Consider the following 19979-nt stretch of genomic DNA (forward strand, 5'->3'; position numbering starts at 1 on the left):
GGCATCATTTGCTGTACAGCCCAGTCTTTGAAGTCGTTGGTGTAACGTTTAGACATTGCTATGCACCTTCGCCCCCTTGAATGAATGAGTCAATCTACAAGGGCGACAGGTAGCCTGACACGGAGGGCGTTTGACAAAAGTGCCTCGCCGTTAGGGCGAAACCCTAAGTGGCCGATACCGCAGAAACGGATATGTACACGGTCAAGTCAGTCCTCGGCTTCGCCGAGGGGCGCTGCGCGTCTGCCCCCTTGTGAACTGCCGCAGGCTGCGATCTTTTGATTTTGCTTTGAGGCTCCGCGAATGCGGCAGGGCAGGACACCACACAAACAAACACGGCCTCTATAAAGAGGCCGTACTCGGTAGTACTAAGACGTTATCGCAAGACAAATCTTATTTGCGGTCTTCCAGATTGGGGATGTCACGCGACTCGTAGCCGGTGTACAACTGGCGTGGGCGGCCGATCTTGTACGGGCTGGAGAGCATTTCTTTCCAGTGGGAGATCCAGCCGACGGTCCGCGCCAGGGCGAAGATTACGGTGAACATGCTGGTTGGAATGCCGATCGCCTTGAGGATGATCCCCGAGTAGAAGTCGACGTTCGGGTACAGCGAGCGCTCTATGAAGTACGGGTCGGTCAGCGCGATCTCTTCCAGGCGCATGGCCAGCTCGAGTTGCGGATCGTTGGTGATGCCCAACTCTTTCAGTACTTCGTCGCAGGTCTGCTTCATCACGGTTGCGCGTGGGTCACGGTTTTTGTAAACCCGGTGACCGAAGCCCATCAACTTGAACGGATCGTTCTTGTCTTTGGCCTTGGCGATGTACTTGTCGATGTTCGACACATCGCCAATTTCGTCGAGCATGCTCAACACCGCTTCGTTGGCGCCGCCGTGAGCCGGGCCCCAGAGTGCAGCGATACCGGCAGCGATACAGGCGAACGGGTTGGCACCCGAAGAGCCCGCCAGGCGGACGGTAGAAGTCGATGCGTTCTGCTCGTGGTCGGCATGGAGGATGAAGATCCGATCCATGGCCTTGGCGAGGACCGGGCTGATCGGTTTGATCTCGCACGGGGTGTTGAACATCATGTGCAGGAAGTTTTCCGCGTACGACAGGTCGTTGCGCGGGTACATCATGGGTTGGCCCATGGAGTACTTGTAAACCATCGCTGCCAGGGTCGGCATCTTGGCAACCAGGCGGATCGCGGAGATTTCGCGATGCTGCGGGTTCTTGATGTCCAGGGAGTCGTGGTAGAAGGCCGAGAGGGCACCGACTACACCGCACATGACGGCCATCGGGTGGGCGTCGCGACGGAAGCCGTTGAAGAAGGTCTTCAGCTGCTCGTGGACCATGGTGTGGTTCTTCACGGTGCTGACGAACTGTGCCTTCTGATCTGCGGTCGGCAGTTCGCCGTTGAGCAGCAGGTAGCAGGTCTCCAGATAGTCCGACTTCTCGGCCAGCTGTTCGATCGGGTAGCCGCGGTGCAGCAGAATGCCGTTGTCGCCATCAATATAGGTAATCTTCGACTCGCACGAGGCGGTCGACATGAAACCCGGGTCAAAGGTGAAACGGCCCGTGACCGTCAGGCCCCGAACGTCGATTACATCGGGACCAACGGTGCCGGTTAAAATGGGCAGCTCGACGGGGGCTGCGCCCTCGATGATCAACTGCGCTTTTTTGTCAGCCATGTGGCCTCCTATTTATGCTTGAAATCATCAGACAGACCCCCCACGCAGGGCCCGCACCACTATAGTGAGATAAATTTGAATGTCAATTTGCCTAAAGTCTTGCCCCAGAAGGCTTTAACCGGACTTTTTCCTCGAAATTCCCTGCCATTTACGCCTTTTATTCCACTTGCGCAATCAGCTATTAGGGGAAGGTGATTGCGTTGTCATTAGTGTCCTAACTGTCTATACTCGGCCTCCGACCGCCGGGGGCTTTTGGGCCTGCGTTATTGGGGGTCGCACTCCCTGGGTGGTGGTACCTGACCAGTGCACTCCCCACAACTTTGCCCTGATTGTTAGGGGCTCTTCAGTGTGAAAAAAAAGCCGTGAATAGCCAACGACCTGTAAACCTAGACCTAAGGACCATCAAACTCCCAGTCACTGCTTACACGTCCATTCTTCACCGCATATCCGGTGTCATCCTCTTTGTCAGCCTGGCCATCATGCTTTATGCATTGGACAAATCGCTGAGCTCAGAAGAAGGCTTCGGTCAGGTGAAAGCGTGTCTGACCAGTCCGCTAGCCAAGCTAGTGATTTGGGGCATCCTGTCCGCCTTGCTGTATCACTTGGTTGCCGGTGTGCGCCACTTGATCATGGACATGGGCATCGGTGAGACGCTGGAAGGCGGCAAGCTGGGCTCGAAAATCGTTCTCGCCGTTTCCGTGGTGATGATCGTTCTGGCAGGAGTTTGGATATGGTAACTAACGTCACGAACCTGTCGCGTTCGGGCCTCTATGACTGGATGGCACAACGTGTGTCTGCGGTCGTTCTCGCGGCTTATTTCATTTTCCTGATCGGATACGTCATTGCGCACCCAGGCCTTGGCTACGCCCAATGGCATGAACTGTTCGCAAGCAACTGGATGCGTATCTTCAGTCTGTTGGCTCTCGTTGCTCTGGGCGCTCACGCCTGGGTCGGCATGTGGACCATCGCTACCGATTACCTGACGCCAATGGCGTTCGGCAAGTCGGCGACTGCAATACGTTTCCTCTTCCAGGCAGTATGCGGCGTTGCGATGTTCGCCTACTTCGTCTGGGGCGTGCAGATTCTTTGGGGTATCTGATTCATGGCTAACACAGTTAATACGCTTTCGTTCGACGCCATTATTATTGGCGGCGGCGGTGCTGGCATGCGCGCTGCGCTGCAGCTGGCACAAGGTGGTCACAAGACTGCCGTTATCACCAAAGTTTTCCCGACTCGCTCGCACACCGTATCCGCTCAGGGTGGCATTACCTGCGCCATCGCTTCGGCCGATCCGAACGATGACTGGCGCTGGCACATGTACGATACCGTCAAGGGTTCCGACTACATCGGTGACCAGGACGCTATCGAATACATGTGTTCCGTAGGCCCGGAAGCGGTCTTCGAGCTCGAGCACATGGGCTTGCCGTTCTCCCGTACCGAGCAGGGCCGCATCTACCAGCGTCCGTTCGGCGGTCAGTCGAAAGACTTCGGTAAAGGCGGTCAGGCTGCTCGTACCTGCGCTGCTGCCGACCGTACCGGCCACGCACTGTTGCACACCCTTTATCAGGCGAACCTGAAAGCGGGCACCGTATTCCTCAACGAATACTACGCAGTCGACCTCGTGAAGAACGAAGACGGCGCATTCGTCGGCATCATCGCGATCTGCATCGAAACCGGTGAAACCTCGTACATCCGCGCCAACGCTACTGTATTGGCGACCGGCGGTGCAGGCCGTATCTACTCGTCCACCACCAATGCCCTGATCAACACCGGTGACGGCGTCGGCATGGCTCTGCGTGCTGGCGTGCCGGTACAAGACATCGAAATGTGGCAGTTCCACCCAACCGGCATCGCCGGCGCCGGTGTACTGGTTACAGAAGGCTGCCGCGGTGAAGGCGGTTACCTGATCAACAAACACGGCGAGCGTTTCATGGAGCGTTATGCTCCGAACGCCAAAGACCTTGCCGGTCGTGACGTTGTAGCCCGCTCCATGGTTAAAGAGATCATCGCCGGCAACGGTTGTGGTCCGGATGGCGACCACGTACTGCTGAAACTCGATCACCTTGGTGAAGAAGTACTGCACAGCCGTCTGCCAGGCATCTGCGAACTGTCCAAGACTTTCGCCCACGTTGACCCGGTTGTTGCTCCGGTTCCAGTGGTTCCAACCTGCCACTACATGATGGGCGGCGTTGCCACCAACATTCATGGTCAGGCGATCACTCAGGACGCCAGCGGCGTCGACCAGATCATCCCAGGTCTGTTCGCGGTCGGTGAAGTGGCTTGCGTATCGGTTCACGGTGCCAACCGTCTGGGCGGTAACTCGTTGCTCGACCTTGTGGTGTTCGGCCGTGCAGCCGGCCTGTTCTTGGAACAGACCCTGAAAGAAGGCGTTGAGTACACTCGTGCTCGCCAGTCCGACATCGACGCTGCCCTGGCACGTCTTGATGGCCTGAACTCGCGTACCGAAGGCGAAGACGTAGCGACCCTGCGTAAAGAGCTGCAAAGCTGCATGCAGAACTATTTCGGTGTATTCCGTACCGGCGAATACATGCAGAAGGGTATTGCTCAGCTGGCCGATCTGCGTGGCCGTATTGCCAACGTCAAGATCAACGATAAGAGCCAGGCGTTCAACACCGCTCGTATCGAAGCCCTGGAGCTGCAAAACCTGCTGGAAGTGGCCGAAGCTACCGCCATCGCTGCAGAGATCCGTAAAGAGTCCCGCGGCGCTCACGCCCGTGAAGACTTCGAAGATCGCGACGACGTCAACTGGTTGTGCCACACCCTGTACTTCCCTGGTGAGAAACGCGTTGCCAAGCGTGCCGTGAACTTCTCGCCAAAAACAGTCCCGACCTTTGAACCAATGATTCGGACTTATTAAGGGTGGCCGCCATGTTGCAAGTCAGTGTTTATCGCTACAACCCTGATCAGGACGCTGCGCCGTTCATGCAGGAATTTTCGGTCGATACCAACGGTAAAGACCTGATGGTGCTGGACGTGCTGGCCCTGATCAAAGAGCAGGACGAAGGTTTCTCCTATCGTCGCTCTTGCCGTGAAGGCGTCTGCGGTTCCGACGGCATGAACATCAACGGCAAAAACGCTCTGGCGTGTGTCACGCCGCTGTCTGCCGTCGTAAAAGGCAATAAGTTGATCGTTCGTCCTCTGCCAGGTTTGCCGGTTATCCGTGACCTGGTCGTCGATATGAGCATCTTCTACAAGCAGTACGAGAAAGTGAAGCCATACCTGCAGAACGACACGCCGGCTCCGGCCATCGAGCGTCTGCAGTCCCCTGAAGAGCGTGAAAAGCTCGACGGTCTGTACGAGTGCATCCTGTGCGCTTGCTGCTCGACCTCTTGCCCGTCCTTCTGGTGGAACCCGGACAAGTTCCTGGGTCCAGCTGCACTGCTGCAAGCTTATCGCTTCCTGGCAGACAGCCGTGACACCAAGACAAGCGAGCGTCTGGCTTCGCTGGATGACCCGTTCAGCGTATTCCGCTGCCGCGGGATCATGAACTGCGTCAGCGTTTGTCCGAAAGGCCTGAACCCGACTAAGGCCATCGGTCACGTGCGTAACATGCTGCTGCAAAGCGGCATTTGATTCAGTAGCTGTACCGTAGAACCGTTGTACCCGTAGATGCTGCGGCGCAGGCTTCAACCGGCGCCGTAGTTTTAACCAGAACAGCAGCTCACAAAGCTGCGGTTCTTATTTTGAAGAAATGAGACAAGCAGGGGCATCCGGGCTGGTACCCGGACTATCAGCGTGATCCTAAGTGGCTTGTTTTGGTCGCTGCACTCGGACTTCTGCAAGTTTGCTCGGTGTCTTCGCCGATGGTGTCCCCTAACCGAGGGTGACCAAGCATGCAAGAAAGCGTGATGCAGCGCATGTGGAACAGTGCCCACCTTTCAGGTGGAAACGCTGCCTATGTGGAAGAGCTTTATGAGCTCTACCTGCACGACCCTAACGCTGTGCCAGAAGAGTGGCGCACCTACTTTCAGAAGTTGCCTGCCGACGGCAACTCTGCCACTGATGTTTCGCATTCGACAATTCGCGATCATTTCGTCTTGCTGGCAAAGAACCAGCGCCGCGCCCAACCGGTTTCCGCCGGCAGCGTGAGCAGTGAGCACGAGAAGAAGCAAGTTGAAGTGCTGCGATTGATCCAGGCCTACCGTATGCGTGGCCACCAGGCAGCCCAGCTTGACCCGCTGGGACTGTGGCAGCGTCCTGCACCTGCAGACCTGTCGATCAATCATTACGGCTTGACCAATGCCGATCTTGATACGACCTTCCGTGCCGGCGACCTGTTCATCGGCAAAGAGGAAGCGAGCCTACGCGAAATTCACGAAGCGTTGCAGCAGACATATTGCCGCACCATCGGCGCTGAATTTACGCATATCACCGATTCTGAGCAGCGCCATTGGTTCCAGCAGCGTCTGGAAAGCGTGCGCGGCCGTCCGACGTACTCCGCCGACATCAAGAGCCACCTGCTCGAGCGCGTGACCGCCGGCGAAGGCCTGGAAAAATACCTGGGTACCAAATACCCGGGCACCAAGCGTTTCGGTCTGGAAGGCGGCGAAAGCCTGATTCCGATGCTCGATGAACTGATCCAGCGTTCCGGCTCCTACGGCACCAAGGAAATCGTCATCGGCATGGCCCACCGTGGCCGTCTGAACGTGCTGGTCAATACCTTCGGCAAGAACCCGCGCGAGCTGTTCGACGAGTTCGAAGGCAAGAAGAAGGTCGAGCTGGGTTCCGGTGACGTTAAGTATCACCAGGGCTTCTCGTCCAACGTGATGACCGCCGGCGGTGAAGTTCACCTGGCCATGGCGTTCAACCCGTCCCACCTGGAAATCGTTTCCCCGGTGGTCGAGGGTTCGGTTCGCGCCCGTCAGGACCGTCGTAACGACCCGACCGGTGAGAAGGTTCTGCCGATCTCCATCCACGGTGATGCTGCATTCGCAGGTCAAGGCGTGGTCATGGAAACCTTCCAGATGTCGCAGACCCGCGGTTTCAAAACCGGCGGTACCGTGCACATCGTGATCAACAACCAGGTCGGTTTCACCATCAGCAACCCGCTGGACTCGCGTTCCACCGAGTACGCCACCGACGTCGCGAAAATGATCCAGGCGCCGATCCTCCATGTGAATGGTGATGATCCGGAAGCTGTATTGTTCGTGACCCAGTTGGCTATCGACTACCGCATGCAGTTCAAGCGTGACGTGGTGATCGATCTGGTCTGCTACCGTCGTCGCGGCCACAACGAGGCCGACGAGCCAAGCGGTACCCAGCCGATCATGTATCAGCAGATCACCAAGCAGCGCACCACCCGTGAGCTGTATGCCGATCGTCTGACCCAGAGCGGTGTGCTGGACGCAGAGCGTGTGCAGTCGAAAATCGACGAATACCGCAACGCGCTGGACAATGGTCTGCATGTTGTAAAAAGCCTGGTCAAAGAGCCGAACAAAGAGCTGTTCGTGGACTGGCGTCCGTATCTGGGCCATGCCTGGACTGCGCGTCACGACACTCGCTTCGACCTCAAGACCCTGCAGGAACTGTCCGCCAAGCTGCTGGAAATTCCAGAAGGCTTCGTGGTTCAGCGTCAGGTTGCGAAAATCTACGAAGACCGTCAGAAGATGCAAGCCGGCGGCCTGCCGATCAACTGGGGTTACGCCGAAACCATGGCGTACGCGACCCTGGCGTTCGAAGGTCACCCGATTCGCATGACGGGTCAGGACATCGGTCGCGGTACGTTCTCGCACCGTCACGCTGTCTTGCACAACCAGAAAGACGCGGGTACCTACATCCCGTTGCAGAACCTGTACAACGGCCAGCCACGTTTCGACCTGTACGATTCGTTCCTGTCCGAAGAAGCCGTACTGGCGTTCGAATACGGTTACTCGACCACCACGCCTGACGCGCTGGTGATCTGGGAAGCCCAGTTCGGCGACTTCGCCAACGGTGCCCAGGTGGTTATCGACCAGTTCATCACCAGTGGCGAACACAAGTGGGGCCGTCTCTGCGGTCTGACCATGCTGTTGCCGCACGGTTACGAAGGTCAGGGGCCTGAGCACTCCTCGGCACGTCTGGAGCGTTACCTGCAACTGTGCGCCGAGCACAACATTCAGGTAGCCGTACCGACTACGCCGGCTCAAATCTATCACTTGCTGCGTCGCCAGGTCATTCGCCCGCTGCGCAAGCCATTGATCGTTCTGACTCCGAAGTCGCTGCTGCGCCACAAGCTGGCCATCTCGACCCTGGAAGATCTGGCCGAAGGTTCGTTCCAGACCGTGATCCCGGAAATCGATGCTCAAGATCCGAAAAAGGTCGAGCGCATTGTTCTGTGTAGCGGCAAGGTCTATTACGACCTGCTGGAAAAACGCCGTGCCGAAGGTCGTGACGACATCGCTATCGTGCGTCTTGAGCAGCTGTACCCATTCCCTGAGGACGACTTGAACGAAGTCCTGGCTCCGTACACCAACCTCAAACACATCGTTTGGTGTCAGGAAGAGCCGATGAACCAGGGTGCCTGGTACTGCAGCCAGCATCACATGCGTCGCATCGTTGGCAATCACGACAAGTCTCTCGTACTCGAGTACGCGGGCCGTGAAGCTTCTGCTGCACCTGCTTGTGGTTATGCATCGATGCACGCCGAGCAGCAGGAACAACTGCTGCAAGATGCCTTTACCGTTTAACGCCTTCGCGCACCTGAAACCGAATTTAAGGAACCACAGATAATGGCTATCGAGATCAAAGCCCCCACTTTCCCGGAATCGGTTGCCGATGGCACCGTTGCCACCTGGCACAAAAAACCGGGCGACGCCGTCAAACGTGACGAACTGATCGTCGACATTGAAACCGACAAAGTCGTACTGGAAGTTCTGGCCACTGCAGACGGCGTGCTGGGCGCTATCGTCAAGAACGAAGGCGACACCGTTCTGTCCGACGAAGTTCTGGGCTCCATCGGTGAAGGCGGTGGCGCTGCTGCCGCAGCTGCTCCTGCCGCAGCTCAGGCTGCTGCACCGGCCGCAGTTGGCGAAGATGATCCTGTTGCTGCACCGGCTGCTCGCAAGCTGGCTGAAGAAAACGCCATCAACATCGCTTCCGTTGCCGGTACTGGCAAAGGCGGTCGTGTAACCAAGGAAGACGTGGTGGCTGCTGTTGCAGCCAAGGCCGCTGCACCGGCTGCCGCGCCTGCCAAGGCTGCTGCCCCGGCTGCCGCTGCTCCTGTGTTCGCCGCTGGCGACCGCGTCGAGAAGCGCGTACCGATGACCCGCGTTCGCGCTACCGTGGCCAAGCGTCTGGTAGAAGCTCAGTCGAACATGGCGATGCTGACCACGTTCAACGAAGTCGACATGACCGAAGTCATGGCGCTGCGTTCGAAGTACAAGGACCTGTTCGAGAAGTCCCACAACGGCGTACGCCTGGGCTTCATGTCGTTCTTCGTGAAAGCGGCTACCGAAGCGCTGAAACGCTTCCCGGCTGTCAACGCCTCGATCGACGGTGCCGACATCGTTTACCACGGCTACGCCGACGTCGGTGTTGCCGTGTCCAGCGACCGTGGTCTGGTGGTACCGGTTCTGCGTAACGCCGAACTGATGAGCCTGGCTGAAATCGAAGGCGGCATCGCCACCTTCGGCAAGAAAGCTCGTGATGGCAAGCTGTCGATGGACGAGATGACTGGTGGTACGTTCACTATCACCAACGGTGGTACTTTCGGCTCCATGATGTCGACCCCGATCGTCAACCCGCCGCAAGCGGCTATCCTGGGTATGCACAACATCCTGCAGCGCCCGATGGCGATCAACGGTCAGGTCGTCATCCGTCCGATGATGTACCTGGCTCTGTCCTACGATCACCGTTTGATCGATGGTAAAGAAGCTGTGACGTTCCTGGTTACCATCAAAAACCTGCTGGAAGACCCGGCTCGTCTGCTGCTGGATATCTGATTTCGTTGCACGGGCCGTTCAGTGATGATCGGCCCTTCTGTAATGACTAGCTTCGTCCCACGACGGTCCCCAAAAAGGGCCGTCCGGTTTGATTCGAGAAGGAATGACACATGACTCAGAAATTCGACCTGGTAGTGATTGGCGCGGGCCCTGGTGGCTATGTAGCTGCCATTAAAGCTGCGCAACTTGGCCTCAAGACTGCCTGCATCGAGAAATATACCGACAAAGAGGGCAAGCTGGCCCTTGGCGGTACTTGCCTGAACGTCGGCTGCATCCCTTCCAAGGCGCTGCTTGACAGCTCCTGGAAATTCCACGAAGCACAAGATGGCTTCGCGATCCACGGTATCAACCATGCTGGCGTGACCATGGATGTGTCTGCCATGGTCGGCCGCAAGGCCAACATCGTCAAAGGTCTGACCTCTGGCGTTGCTACCCTGTTCAAGGCTAACGGTGTGACCTCCCTGCAGGGCCACGGCAAATTGCTGGCCGGCAAGAAAGTCGAGCTGACCAAGCCTGACGGCACTGTTGAAGTGATCGAAGCCGAGAACGTGATCCTCGCTTCGGGTTCGCGTCCGATCGACATTCCACCTGCTCCTGTTGACCAGAAAGTCATCGTCGATTCGACCGGTGCTCTGGAATTCCAATCCGTACCAAAACGTCTGGGCGTGATCGGCGCTGGCGTGATCGGTCTGGAACTGGGTTCGGTATGGTCCCGCCTGGGCGCTGAAGTAACTGTCCTGGAAGCCCTGGACACGTTCCTGATGGCTGCTGACACCGCTGTGTCCAAAGAAGCCTACAAAACCCTGACCAAACAAGGTCTGGACATCAAACTGGGCGCTCGCGTGACCGGTTCGAAAGTCACTGGCGAAGAAGTCGTGGTGAACTACACCGACTCCAATGGCGAACAAACCATCACCTTCGACAAGCTGATCGTAGCCGTTGGTCGCCGTCCGGTGACCACTGATCTGCTGGCTGCCGATAGCGGCGTGACCATCGACGAGCGTGGTTTCATCTTCGTCAACGATCAGTGCGAGACCAGCGTACCGGGTGTTTTCGCCATCGGTGACGTGGTTCGCGGCATGATGCTGGCACACAAGGCCTCGGAAGAGGGCATCATGGTTGTCGAGCGCATCAAGGGCCACAAAGCCCAGATGAACTATGACCTGATCCCTTCGGTTATTTATACTCACCCGGAAATTGCATGGGTCGGTAAAACCGAGCAGGCCTTGAAAGCTGAAGGCGTTGAAGTTAACGTCGGCACCTTCCCGTTCGCAGCCAGTGGCCGTGCCATGGCAGCCAACGACACCGGCGGTTTTGTAAAAGTCATCGCTGATGCCAAGACTGACCGCGTATTGGGCGTCCACGTGATTGGCCCGAGCGCTGCAGAACTGGTTCAGCAAGGCGCAATCGGCATGGAATTCGGCACCAGTGCCGAGGACCTGGGCATGATGGTCTTCTCCCATCCGACCCTGTCCGAAGCGTTGCACGAAGCAGCGCTGGCAGTGAATGGCGGTGCCATTCACATCGCCAACCGCAAAAAGCGTTAAGACAATAAGAAACCACGGCGGAGGGCCCGTCGTGAGCCTTGCGAGCAAGACTCACCGCGGAATATCCGCTGGACGCAGCCTTGCGTAGTTTCACCGGGTAACCGGAAGACTGCGCAAGCAGCAGTCACAGGTGGTGCGGCACTTGAACGAGTGCAGCACCGAATGCGCAGTACCTAACGAAGACGGTAAAAAGCATGAATCTTCATGAGTATCAGGGTAAGCAGCTGTTCGCTGAATACGGCCTGCCAGTATCCCAGGGTTTCGCAGTAGACACTCCGGAAGCGGCAGCAGAAGCTTGCGACAAAATCGGCGGCACCGAGTGGGTTGTCAAAGCCCAGGTTCACGCTGGTGGTCGCGGTAAAGCGGGCGGCGTCAAGCTGGTTCGCAGCAAAGAAGACGCCAAAGCATTCGCTCAACAGTGGTTGGGCAAGCGTCTGGTGACTTACCAGACTGATGCCAATGGTCAGCCAGTCACCAAGATCCTGGTTGAATCGTGCACTGATATCGCTAAAGAGCTGTACCTGGGCGCTGTCGTTGACCGTTCGAGCCGTCGCATCGTGTTCATGGCTTCCACCGAAGGTGGCGTGGACATCGAGAAAATCGCTCACGACACCCCTGAGAAAATCCTCAAGGCCACTATCGATCCACTGGTTGGCGCTCAGCCATTCCAGGGTCGCGAGCTGGCATTCCAGCTGGGTCTGGAAGGCAAGCAAGTTGCTCAGTTCGCCAAGATCTTCGTAGGTCTGGCCAAACTGTTCAAGGATCACGACCTGGCTCTGCTGGAAGTGAACCCGCTGGTGATCAAGGCTGACGGCGACCTGCACTGCCTCGACGCCAAGATCAACATCGACGCCAACGCAATGTACCGTCAGCCTAAGCTGAAGACTTTCCACGATCCGTCGCAAGACGATCCGCGCGAAGCGCACGCTGCCAAGTTCGAACTGAACTACGTAGCACTGGAAGGCAACATCGGTTGCATGGTCAACGGTGCTGGCCTGGCCATGGGCACCATGGACATCGTCAATCTGCATGGCGGCAAACCAGCCAACTTCCTCGACGTGGGCGGCGGTGCTACCAAAGAACGCGTTACCGAAGCGTTCAAGATCATCCTGTCCGACACTAACGTCGCTGCAGTATTGGTCAACATCTTCGGCGGCATCGTTCGTTGCGACATGATTGCCGAAGGCATCATCGGTGCAGTGAAAGAAGTCGGCGTGAAAATCCCGGTTGTTGTTCGCCTTGAAGGCAACAACGCTGAGCTGGGCGCTAAAGTACTGGCAGAAAGCGGTTTGAACATCATCGCGGCTACCAGCCTGACCGACGCTGCTCAACAAGTTGTCAAAGCTGCGGAGGGCAAGTAATGAGCGTCCTGATCAATAAAGACACCAAAGTTATCTGCCAGGGTATTACCGGTTCGCAAGGTAGTTTCCACACCCAGCAAGCCCTCGAATACGGCACCAAGATGGTTGGCGGCGTAACTCCAGGCAAAGGCGGCACCACTCACCTGGACCTGCCTGTTTTCAACACTGTGAAAGACGCTGTAGCAGCTACTGGTGCAACCGCCAGTGTGATCTACGTTCCAGCTCCTTTCTGCAAGGACTCCATCCTTGAAGCAGCGTTCGGCGGCATCAAGCTGATCGTTTGCATCACCGAAGGCATTCCTACCCTCGACATGCTTGATGCCAAGGTCAAGTGCGACGAGCTGGGTGTGATCCTGATCGGCCCTAACTGCCCAGGCGTGATCACTCCAGGCGAATGCAAGATCGGCATCATGCCAGGTCACATTCACTTGCCAGGCAAAGTCGGTATCGTTTCCCGTTCCGGCACCCTGACTTACGAAGCTGTGAAGCAGACTACTGACGCCGGTTTCGGTCAGTCGACTTGCGTCGGCATCGGTGGTGACCCGATCCCGGGCTCCAACTTCATCGACATCCTGAAGCTGTTCCAGGAAGACCCGAAGACCGAAGCGATCGTCATGATCGGTGAGATCGGCGGTTCGGCTGAAGAAGAAGCGGCTGCCTACATCAAGGCACACGTGACCAAGCCGGTTGTTTCCTACATCGCTGGTGTGACTGCTCCTGCGGGCAAGCGCATGGGCCATGCTGGCGCAATTATCTCTGGCGGCAAAGGCACTGCGGACGAGAAGTTCGCTGCCCTGGAAGACGCAGGCGTTAAAACCGTGCGTTCGCTGGCAGACATCGGCAAGGCTCTGTCCGAGCTGACTGGCTGGGCGATGAAGTAAGCCTCGCGCTTACCTGACGCTACACCAGGCAAAGGCCACCTTCGGGTGGCCTTTGTGCATTCTGGTGTTTGTATCTTTTGGGGCGGGGGAGTCCGAAAAGATCGCAGCCTGCGGCAGCTCCTACAGGATTTGTGTACATCCCCGATGCCAAGGGTGTATTCGGTCGGCGTAGGAGCTGCCGCAGGCCGCGATCTTTTGATCTTTTTGATATGTAAACGCGACGCAGGAATGTCGCGTATCGGATAGTTCGCACCCTAACAGTGCGTTTGTCGCGCAAATTCGTTAGGCTAGCAGCCATTTTTGCGTCTGCTTCCCATAAGGAAGCGGCGCGCTAAACGGGTCAGTCTTATACGGACCGACAGCATTTCCCTCATCCATAGGGAAATCCCTCTCTAAATTCCGATTCAGTAGTGTGGTATTTCCTTAATGAAAGTGTTGAAAGGCCAGGACATCCTGGCACTTGGATTTATGACGTTTGCCCTGTTCGTTGGGGCCGGCAATATCATCTTCCCGCCTATCGTTGGTTTGCAGTCCGGGCCTCATGTCTGGATGGCGGCGCTGGGTTTTCTGATTACCGCGGTGGGTTTGCCGGTGATCACCGTCGTCGCGCTGGCCAAGGTCGGTGGTGCGATGGACGCCCTGAGCAGTCCGATCGGTAAAGTCGCCGGTGGCCTGTTGGCTGCCGTGTGCTATCTGGCAGTCGGCCCATTGTTCGCTACACCGCGCACAGCGACCGTGTCCTTTGAAGTGGGCCTGGCGCCGTTGACCGGTGAGAGTCCGCTGGGGTTATTCCTCTACAGCTCGGTGTATTTCCTGTTGGTATTCTTCATTTCGCTGTACCCGGGCCGTCTGCTGGATACCGTTGGGCGCTTCCTGGCGCCGTTGAAGATCATCGCACTCGCTGTACTGGGCATTGCAGCCTTTGCCTTGCCGGCGGGTGATATTGGTACCGCAACCCCTGAATACGTGGCGGCACCGTTCTCCCAAGGTTTCATCAATGGTTACCTGACCATGGATACCCTTGGCGCACTGGTGTTCGGTATCGTCATTGTGAACGCCATCCGCTCTCGTGGTGTCGAGTCGCCGGCGCTGATCACCCGTTACGCGATCATTGCCGGTCTGATTGCCGGTGTGGGTCTGGCGTTGGTGTATATCAGCCTGTTCCGCCTGGGGGCGGGCAGTCACGAAGTTGCCGCTGGCGCAACCAATGGCGCGGCGGTATTGCACGCTTATGTGCAACACACCTTTGGCTCCCTGGGCAGCGGCTTCCTTGCGGTGCTGATTTCCCTGGCGTGTCTGGTGACTGCGGTCGGTCTGACCTGCGCCTGTGCCGAGTACTTCAGCCGAGTGCTGCCACTGTCCTACAAGACTTTGGTGATTATCCTGGCGGCGTTCTCGTTGCTGGTGTCCAACCTGGGCCTGACCAAGCTGATCCAGTTCTCCATCCCGGTGCTGACGGCGATCTACCCGCCCTGCATTGCCCTGGTCGCTCTGAGCTTCTGCAAGGACTTCTGGCAGGAGCAGGGGCGCATCGTTGGCCCGGTGATGCTGGTGTCGTTCCTGTTCGGTCTGATCGACGCCTTGAAAGGCGCAGGTTTGGCTGAGTGGATGCCGTCTCAGCTATCGCACTTGCCGTTAAGTGAGCAAGGTCTGGCGTGGCTGGTACCTTCAGTGTTCACGCTGGTGGTTGCGGTGATTTGTGACCGCCTGCTGGGCAAGCGCAGCGAAGCCTTGGCTTAAAGCTTCCAGGGCCCGCCACAAGCGGGCCATGAGCAACAACAGAAATGCCCTGTATCAATCGATATGGGGCATTTTTTATGGGCGGGATGCAGTGTCTTTCTCCTTGCGCTAACGTCGAAGCATTGCAAATCCTATGTGGGAGCGAGCCTGCTCGCGATAGTGGCTTTACATTCAACAGAGATGTTGACTGATCCACCGCTATCGCGAGCGGGCTCGCTCCCACAAGGTTTTCGGTGTTCCGCTCATACTTCACAGGGAATTGCATGTCGTTCGTTCACACCAATTTTATCCACATCCTCGCCGCGCTTTGGTTCGTCATTTGCTGGGGCGGTTACACCCGTTACGCGACCTGGAAGGGCCGTGATACTGCGTGTCTGGCCAGCGTGTTGCACCTGTACCGCGAAGACTGGATGCGCCGCATGCTATTGCGCGACAACCGCATCGCCGACGCCAGTGTGGTGGGTAACCTGGAGCGCAACGCGTCGTTCTTTGCCTCGAGCACACTGATCATCCTGGCCGGTATTCTCACCGTTCTGGGCGCTTCCGAGCGTGCGGTGTCGCTGTTGGCGGACATTCCGATGGTGCAACAAGCCTCTCAGGGTATGTCGGAGATCAAGCTGCTGTGCCTGGCGTTAGTCTTTGTCTACGCCTTCTTTACGTTCAGCTGGTGCATGCGTCAGTACAACTTCGCGGCGATTCTGATTGGCTCGGCACCAATGATTGGCGAGCGACACGTCTCGGAGCAAGAGCGTAAAGCTTTTGCCATGCGTGCGGCGCGGGTGATCTCTATGGCCGCCAACCAGTTCAACTTCGGCCTGCGCTCTTATTATTTCGGAATGACCATGCTGGCCTGGTTCGTCAGTCCCTGGCTGTTCATGTTGATGAGTGCCGGTGTGGTGCTGGTGTTGTATCGCCGGGAGTTTCATTCCGATGTATTGGACGTCATGGTCTATACCCCTACAGAGGCACCGTTGCCTGATGTGAGCAAGGAGATGAGTTGATGAGTACTCCGTTCTGGTGTGTGTTTATCAGCGCACTGCTGATTTTCATCGCCAAAATTCCGGTAGCCAGGGAAATGCAAGCACAGGGCGGTTATGACAACCATCTGCCACGCCATCAGCAAGCACAGCTGACCGGTTTTGGGGCTCGCGCAGTTGCAGCGCATCAGAACAGTTTTGAAGCTTTCATATTATTTGCGGTGGGGGTGTTGATGGCCCATACCACGCAGACGGCAGGATGGTTGATCGACGGCTTGGCAATCATCTTTGTGATCGCACGGATCATTTACTTAGTGTGCTATTGGGCAGACCTGGCTTGGCAGCGCAGTCTGATCTGGTTTGTTGGATTAGTGTGTTCGTTGTTATTGATGATTAGTCCGACGTTTCGCACTGTGCTGGTCTGAACATTTTTCGGACAAAGTAAAGCCCGCATCAGGCGGGCTTTATTTTTGAAGCGCGCTAAAACCGGATCAGTATTTAGGCTTTTCTGCTGGCGCGGTTTCTTCGGTGGCTGCTTTGTTGGTATCAGCCTGATCTTTGGCAGCTTCGGCGTTTTCTTTCGCTGCCTCGTTCACTTTATCCTGAGCTTCGCTCATTTTCTGTTGGGCTTGCTCAGCAGGTTGGTTAGTAGCTTGAGCTTTGTCCTCGGCTTTTTTACCGCAAGCAGCGAGACCGAGGGTAGCGGTCAACATCAAGGCAATAGCTAAAGTTTTACGCATGGGTTGTTTCTCCTTAGTGAATGGCCTTTCGAGCACAGCCCAATGGGTTAAGTTCCTTGAAATCCACAGATATATAAACTGCCTTCGTTATGGAACTTTTACGCGGGTCATTAAATTCGCCGCGGTGAGACTAACAGGAGAGTAAATCGAATGGCGCAAAACCCCATTTTTGAGCGTGCGACGCGTTTTTTGTCAGCCCTGCGCCATTGCCAGGTGCTGGGGCTCAGCGTTCACAGCGCCTCGACGGACGGCATTACGGTGATATTGCCCTACAGTCCGCACATTGTTGGAAATCCGCAAACCGGAGTGATTCATGGCGGAGCGCTGACGTCGTTGATGGACACCGCCTGCGGCATGGCGACGCTTTGTGTGTTGCCTGAGTTCGAGGTCTGTCCGACCCTGGACCTGCGCATCGACTACATGCATCCCGCCGAGCCGCATAAGGATGTCTATGGTTTTGCCCAGTGCTATCGAGTGACCACCGACGTGATATTCGCTCGCGGTTTTGCCTATCAGGATGACCCCGAACATCCGATCGCCCATGTGGTGGGGACCTTTATGCGTATGGGCAAGGGCATCAAAGGAACAAAGGGCTTTGGCGGTGCAATCAGTGGCGGCGCGGTATGACGAACGACTTCAAGGAACAATTGCAGAAGGCTCATGCGCAGGGCGATTACGCCTCGCTGCTGGAGCTGATCCCCTATGCCAAACTGATCGGTGTCGAGTGCTCACGCCTGGGGGATGAGTTGCTGTTTCGCCTTCCGGCCAACAAGGACAACATCGGTAACCCTCTATTACCAGCCATTCACGGCGGGGTCATCGCCGGTTTCATGGAGTTGGCCGCTGCGTTGCACCTGTTGGTCTTCACCGGCTCTCCCGGTGTGCCGAAGATCATCGACTTTTCCCTCGATTACCTGCGAGCGGGGCAGTTTCGCGACACCTATGCCAAATGCCAGGTCTGCCGCCAGGGGCGACGGGTGGCGAACGTTGCGATTACGGCGTGGCAGAGCACTGAGGCAGAGCCCATCTCGACAGCTCGCGCACATTTCAAGATTGAGGAAAGCCCCAGCCCTTGAAATCTAACGCTTAGCCCCCAACTTTGATGACATCCCGCCGCCAACCCTCCTGGGCGCGGCCAATGCCATCCAATTGGAGTTTGATGACGATGACCATGAGCGTGGAAACTCAAAAGGAAACCCTGGGCTTCCAGACCGAGGTAAAGCAACTGTTGCACCTCATGATCCATTCGCTGTATTCCAACAAGGAAATTTTCCTTCGCGAATTGATTTCGAACGCCTCTGACGCTGTCGACAAATTACGTTTCGAAGCGCTGTCCAAGCCTGATTTGCTGGAAGGCGGCGCCGAGCTGAAAATCCGTGTGAGCTTCGACAAAGACGCGAAAACCGTCACCCTCGAAGACAACGGCATCGGCATGAGCCGCGAAGATGCGATCACCCACCTGGGGACCATCGCCAAGTCTGGCACTGCCGATTTCATGAAACATCTCTCGGGCGATCAGAAGAAAGACTCGCACCTGATCGGTCAGTTCGGCGTCGGTTTCTACTCTGCGTTCATTGTTGCCGAGAAAGTCGACGTGTTCAGTCGTCGTGCCGGCCTCGCTGCTAGCGAAGGCGTGCATTGGTCGTCCAAGGGTGAAGGCGAATTCGAAGTCGCTACCCTCGAGAAAGCCGACCGCGGTACCCGCATCGTGCTGCACCTGAAATCCGGTGAAAACGAATTCGCTGATGGCTGGCGTCTGCGCAACATCATCAAGAAGTACTCCGACCACATCGCCTTGCCGATTGAGCTGCCGAAAGAACAGGCTGCTGCAGAAGGCGAAGAGGCGCCTGCGCTTGAATGGGAAACCGTCAACCGCGCCAGCGCGCTGTGGACCCGTCCGCGCACCGAGGTTGCGGAGGCGGAGTACCAGGAGTTCTACAAGCACGTCGCCCACGATTTCGAAAACCCGCTGAGCTGGAGTCACAACAAGGTTGAAGGCAAGCTGGAATACAGCTCGTTGCTTTATGTACCTGCCCGTGCTCCGTTCGACCTGCATCAGCGTGAAGCGCCGCGCGGCTTGAAGCTGTATGTGCAGCGCGTATTTGTCATGGATCACACTGAGTCGTTCCTGCCGCTGTACCTGCGCTTCATCAAAGGTGTGGTTGATTCCAACGACCTGTCGCTGAACGTGTCGCGGGAAATCCTGCAGAAAGACCCGATCATCGACTCCATGAAGTCAGCGCTGACCAAGCGTGTTCTCGACATGCTGGATAAGCTGGCGAAGAACGAGCCTGAGCAATACAAAGGCTTCTGGAAGAATTTCGGTCAGGTCTTGAAAGAAGGCCCGGCAGAAGACTTCGCCAACAAAGAGAAAATAGCCGGTCTGCTGCGCTTCGCCTCGACTCACGAAGAGGGCGGCGAGCAAGTGGTTGCATTGGCCGATTACCTGGCTCGCGCCAAAGAAGGTCAAGACAAGATCTACTACCTGACCGGCGAAACCTACGCGCAGGTCAAGAACAGCCCGCACCTGGAAGTCTTCCGCAAGAAAGGCATCGAAGTGCTGCTGCTGACCGACCGTATCGACGAGTGGCTGATGAGCTACCTCAGCGACTTCGACGGCAAGAGCTTTGTCGACGTGGCGCGCGGTGACCTGGACCTGGGCAAGCTGGACTCGGAAGAGGACAAGAAGGCTGCCGAAGAGGTCGCCAAGACCAAAGAGGGTCTGGTCGGGCGCATCAAAACCGCTTTGGGCGAGGCTGTCAGCGAAGTGCGGGTTTCCCACCGTCTGACCGATTCCCCGGCGATCCTGGCCATCGGTGAGCAGGACCTGGGCATGCAAATGCGTCAGATCCTTGAAGCCAGTGGCCAGAAAGTCCCGGATTCCAAGCCAATCTTCGAATTCAACCCGGCTCACCCACTGATCGATAAACTCGACAACGAGCAGAGCGAAGAGCGCTTCGGCGACCTGTCGCACATCCTCTTCGATCAGGCTGCCCTGGCAGCCGGTGACAGCTTGAAAGACCCGGCCGCCTATGTGCGCCGGTTAAATAAGCTGCTGGTTGAGCTGTCGGTTTAACACAGTTGTAAAAAGACCCGCTTCGGCGGGTTTTTTC

The 19979-nt window shown here is 56.9% G+C and carries 17 protein-coding genes; 15 read left to right on the forward strand and 2 right to left on the reverse strand.

Annotated features, from left to right (window positions below; all coding sequences use genetic code 11):
• Positions 1–390 precede the first annotated feature (390 nt).
• Positions 391–1680, reverse strand: a complete 1290-nt coding sequence (gene gltA / locus ACN1C3_RS18140) for a citrate synthase (protein WP_419117154.1) — start codon at positions 1678–1680, stop codon at positions 391–393.
• 362 nt (positions 1681–2042) lie between these two features.
• On the opposite strand from gltA, the gene sdhC reads away from it, so the two are divergent.
• The 12 genes from sdhC to ACN1C3_RS18200 all read left to right on the forward strand — a co-directional run bounded on the left by sdhC (position 2043) and on the right by ACN1C3_RS18200 (position 16551).
• Positions 2043–2417 (forward strand): succinate dehydrogenase, cytochrome b556 subunit, encoded by a 375-nt coding sequence (sdhC, locus tag ACN1C3_RS18145; RefSeq protein WP_419117155.1) that lies wholly within the window; start codon positions 2043–2045, stop codon positions 2415–2417.
• Positions 2411–2779 (forward strand): succinate dehydrogenase, hydrophobic membrane anchor protein, encoded by a 369-nt coding sequence (sdhD, locus tag ACN1C3_RS18150; protein ID WP_419117156.1) that lies wholly within the window; start codon positions 2411–2413, stop codon positions 2777–2779. The genes sdhC and sdhD overlap by 7 nt, the downstream gene beginning before the upstream one ends.
• Positions 2780–2782: 3 nt before the next feature.
• Positions 2783–4558 (forward strand): succinate dehydrogenase flavoprotein subunit, encoded by a 1776-nt coding sequence (gene sdhA / locus ACN1C3_RS18155; protein WP_419117157.1) that lies wholly within the window; start codon positions 2783–2785, stop codon positions 4556–4558.
• An 11-nt stretch (positions 4559–4569) separates the two neighbouring features.
• Positions 4570–5274: a succinate dehydrogenase iron-sulfur subunit gene (locus tag ACN1C3_RS18160; RefSeq protein WP_419117158.1), complete on the forward strand. Its 705-nt coding sequence runs from the start codon at positions 4570–4572 to the stop codon at positions 5272–5274.
• A 260-nt stretch (positions 5275–5534) separates the two neighbouring features.
• Positions 5535–8366 carry a 2-oxoglutarate dehydrogenase E1 component gene (locus tag ACN1C3_RS18165; protein ID WP_419117159.1) on the forward strand — a complete coding sequence of 944 codons (2832 nt, stop codon included), beginning with the start codon at positions 5535–5537 and terminating at the stop codon, positions 8364–8366.
• Between the two features lie 42 nt (positions 8367–8408).
• Positions 8409–9620 carry a 2-oxoglutarate dehydrogenase complex dihydrolipoyllysine-residue succinyltransferase gene (gene odhB / locus ACN1C3_RS18170; protein WP_419117160.1) on the forward strand — a complete coding sequence of 404 codons (1212 nt, stop codon included), beginning with the start codon at positions 8409–8411 and terminating at the stop codon, positions 9618–9620.
• Between the two features lie 110 nt (positions 9621–9730).
• Complete coding sequence (lpdA, locus tag ACN1C3_RS18175; RefSeq protein WP_419117161.1) at positions 9731–11167, forward strand: dihydrolipoyl dehydrogenase; 1437 nt, start codon at positions 9731–9733, stop codon at positions 11165–11167.
• Positions 11168–11361: 194 nt separating this feature from the next.
• Positions 11362–12528: an ADP-forming succinate--CoA ligase subunit beta gene (gene sucC, locus ACN1C3_RS18180; protein WP_008148602.1), complete on the forward strand. Its 1167-nt coding sequence runs from the start codon at positions 11362–11364 to the stop codon at positions 12526–12528.
• Positions 12528–13409 carry a succinate--CoA ligase subunit alpha gene (gene sucD / locus ACN1C3_RS18185; protein ID WP_419117162.1) on the forward strand — a complete coding sequence of 294 codons (882 nt, stop codon included), beginning with the start codon at positions 12528–12530 and terminating at the stop codon, positions 13407–13409. The genes sucC and sucD overlap by 1 nt, the downstream gene beginning before the upstream one ends.
• 426 nt (positions 13410–13835) lie before the next feature.
• Positions 13836–15149, forward strand: a complete 1314-nt coding sequence (gene brnQ / locus ACN1C3_RS18190; RefSeq protein WP_419117163.1) for a branched-chain amino acid transport system II carrier protein — start codon at positions 13836–13838, stop codon at positions 15147–15149.
• Positions 15150–15412: 263 nt separating this feature from the next.
• The gene (locus tag ACN1C3_RS18195; RefSeq protein WP_419117164.1) at positions 15413–16150 is read left to right on the forward strand and encodes a DUF599 domain-containing protein; all 738 of its coding nucleotides are present in this window, start codon (positions 15413–15415) and stop codon (positions 16148–16150) included.
• The gene (locus ACN1C3_RS18200; RefSeq protein ID WP_419117165.1) at positions 16150–16551 is read left to right on the forward strand and encodes an MAPEG family protein; all 402 of its coding nucleotides are present in this window, start codon (positions 16150–16152) and stop codon (positions 16549–16551) included. The genes ACN1C3_RS18195 and ACN1C3_RS18200 overlap by 1 nt, the downstream gene beginning before the upstream one ends.
• Before the next feature lie 66 nt (positions 16552–16617).
• On the opposite strand, the gene ACN1C3_RS18205 is transcribed toward ACN1C3_RS18200, so the two are convergent.
• On the reverse strand, positions 16618–16866 hold the full coding sequence (locus ACN1C3_RS18205; RefSeq protein ID WP_419117166.1) for a hypothetical protein: 249 nt from the start codon (positions 16864–16866) through the stop codon (positions 16618–16620).
• Between the two features lie 150 nt (positions 16867–17016).
• Here ACN1C3_RS18205 and ACN1C3_RS18210 point away from each other — a divergent pair, with 150 nt between their 5' ends.
• The 3 genes from ACN1C3_RS18210 to htpG all read left to right on the forward strand — a co-directional run bounded on the left by ACN1C3_RS18210 (position 17017) and on the right by htpG (position 19942).
• Complete coding sequence (locus tag ACN1C3_RS18210; protein WP_419117167.1) at positions 17017–17493, forward strand: PaaI family thioesterase; 477 nt, start codon at positions 17017–17019, stop codon at positions 17491–17493.
• On the forward strand, positions 17490–17942 hold the full coding sequence (locus tag ACN1C3_RS18215; protein ID WP_419117168.1) for a PaaI family thioesterase: 453 nt from the start codon (positions 17490–17492) through the stop codon (positions 17940–17942). Before ACN1C3_RS18210 ends, ACN1C3_RS18215 begins: the two co-directional genes overlap by 4 nt.
• A 95-nt stretch (positions 17943–18037) precedes the next feature.
• Positions 18038–19942 carry a molecular chaperone HtpG gene (htpG, locus tag ACN1C3_RS18220; protein ID WP_419117169.1) on the forward strand — a complete coding sequence of 635 codons (1905 nt, stop codon included), beginning with the start codon at positions 18038–18040 and terminating at the stop codon, positions 19940–19942.
• Positions 19943–19979 lie beyond the last annotated feature (37 nt).

Origin of the sequence: Pseudomonas sp. H11T01 (genome assembly GCF_048515765.1) — a bacterium.
Taxonomy (GTDB): Bacteria; Pseudomonadota; Gammaproteobacteria; order Pseudomonadales; family Pseudomonadaceae; genus Aquipseudomonas.

Coding starts and splice junctions, on each gene's coding strand:
- gltA (WP_419117154.1), bottom strand. CDS start 1,680: ATGGCTGACAAAAAAGCGCAGTTGATCATCGAGGGCGCAGCCCCCGTC.
- sdhD (WP_419117156.1), top strand. CDS start 2,411: ATGGTAACTAACGTCACGAACCTGTCGCGTTCGGGCCTCTATGACTGG.
- sdhA (WP_419117157.1), top strand. CDS start 2,783: ATGGCTAACACAGTTAATACGCTTTCGTTCGACGCCATTATTATTGGC.
- ACN1C3_RS18160 (WP_419117158.1), top strand. CDS start 4,570: ATGTTGCAAGTCAGTGTTTATCGCTACAACCCTGATCAGGACGCTGCG.
- ACN1C3_RS18165 (WP_419117159.1), top strand. CDS start 5,535: ATGCAAGAAAGCGTGATGCAGCGCATGTGGAACAGTGCCCACCTTTCA.
- odhB (WP_419117160.1), top strand. CDS start 8,409: ATGGCTATCGAGATCAAAGCCCCCACTTTCCCGGAATCGGTTGCCGAT.
- lpdA (WP_419117161.1), top strand. CDS start 9,731: ATGACTCAGAAATTCGACCTGGTAGTGATTGGCGCGGGCCCTGGTGGC.
- sucC (WP_008148602.1), top strand. CDS start 11,362: ATGAATCTTCATGAGTATCAGGGTAAGCAGCTGTTCGCTGAATACGGC.
- sucD (WP_419117162.1), top strand. CDS start 12,528: ATGAGCGTCCTGATCAATAAAGACACCAAAGTTATCTGCCAGGGTATT.
- brnQ (WP_419117163.1), top strand. CDS start 13,836: ATGAAAGTGTTGAAAGGCCAGGACATCCTGGCACTTGGATTTATGACG.
- ACN1C3_RS18195 (WP_419117164.1), top strand. CDS start 15,413: ATGTCGTTCGTTCACACCAATTTTATCCACATCCTCGCCGCGCTTTGG.
- ACN1C3_RS18200 (WP_419117165.1), top strand. CDS start 16,150: ATGAGTACTCCGTTCTGGTGTGTGTTTATCAGCGCACTGCTGATTTTC.
- ACN1C3_RS18205 (WP_419117166.1), bottom strand. CDS start 16,866: ATGCGTAAAACTTTAGCTATTGCCTTGATGTTGACCGCTACCCTCGGT.
- ACN1C3_RS18210 (WP_419117167.1), top strand. CDS start 17,017: ATGGCGCAAAACCCCATTTTTGAGCGTGCGACGCGTTTTTTGTCAGCC.
- ACN1C3_RS18215 (WP_419117168.1), top strand. CDS start 17,490: ATGACGAACGACTTCAAGGAACAATTGCAGAAGGCTCATGCGCAGGGC.
- htpG (WP_419117169.1), top strand. CDS start 18,038: ATGAGCGTGGAAACTCAAAAGGAAACCCTGGGCTTCCAGACCGAGGTA.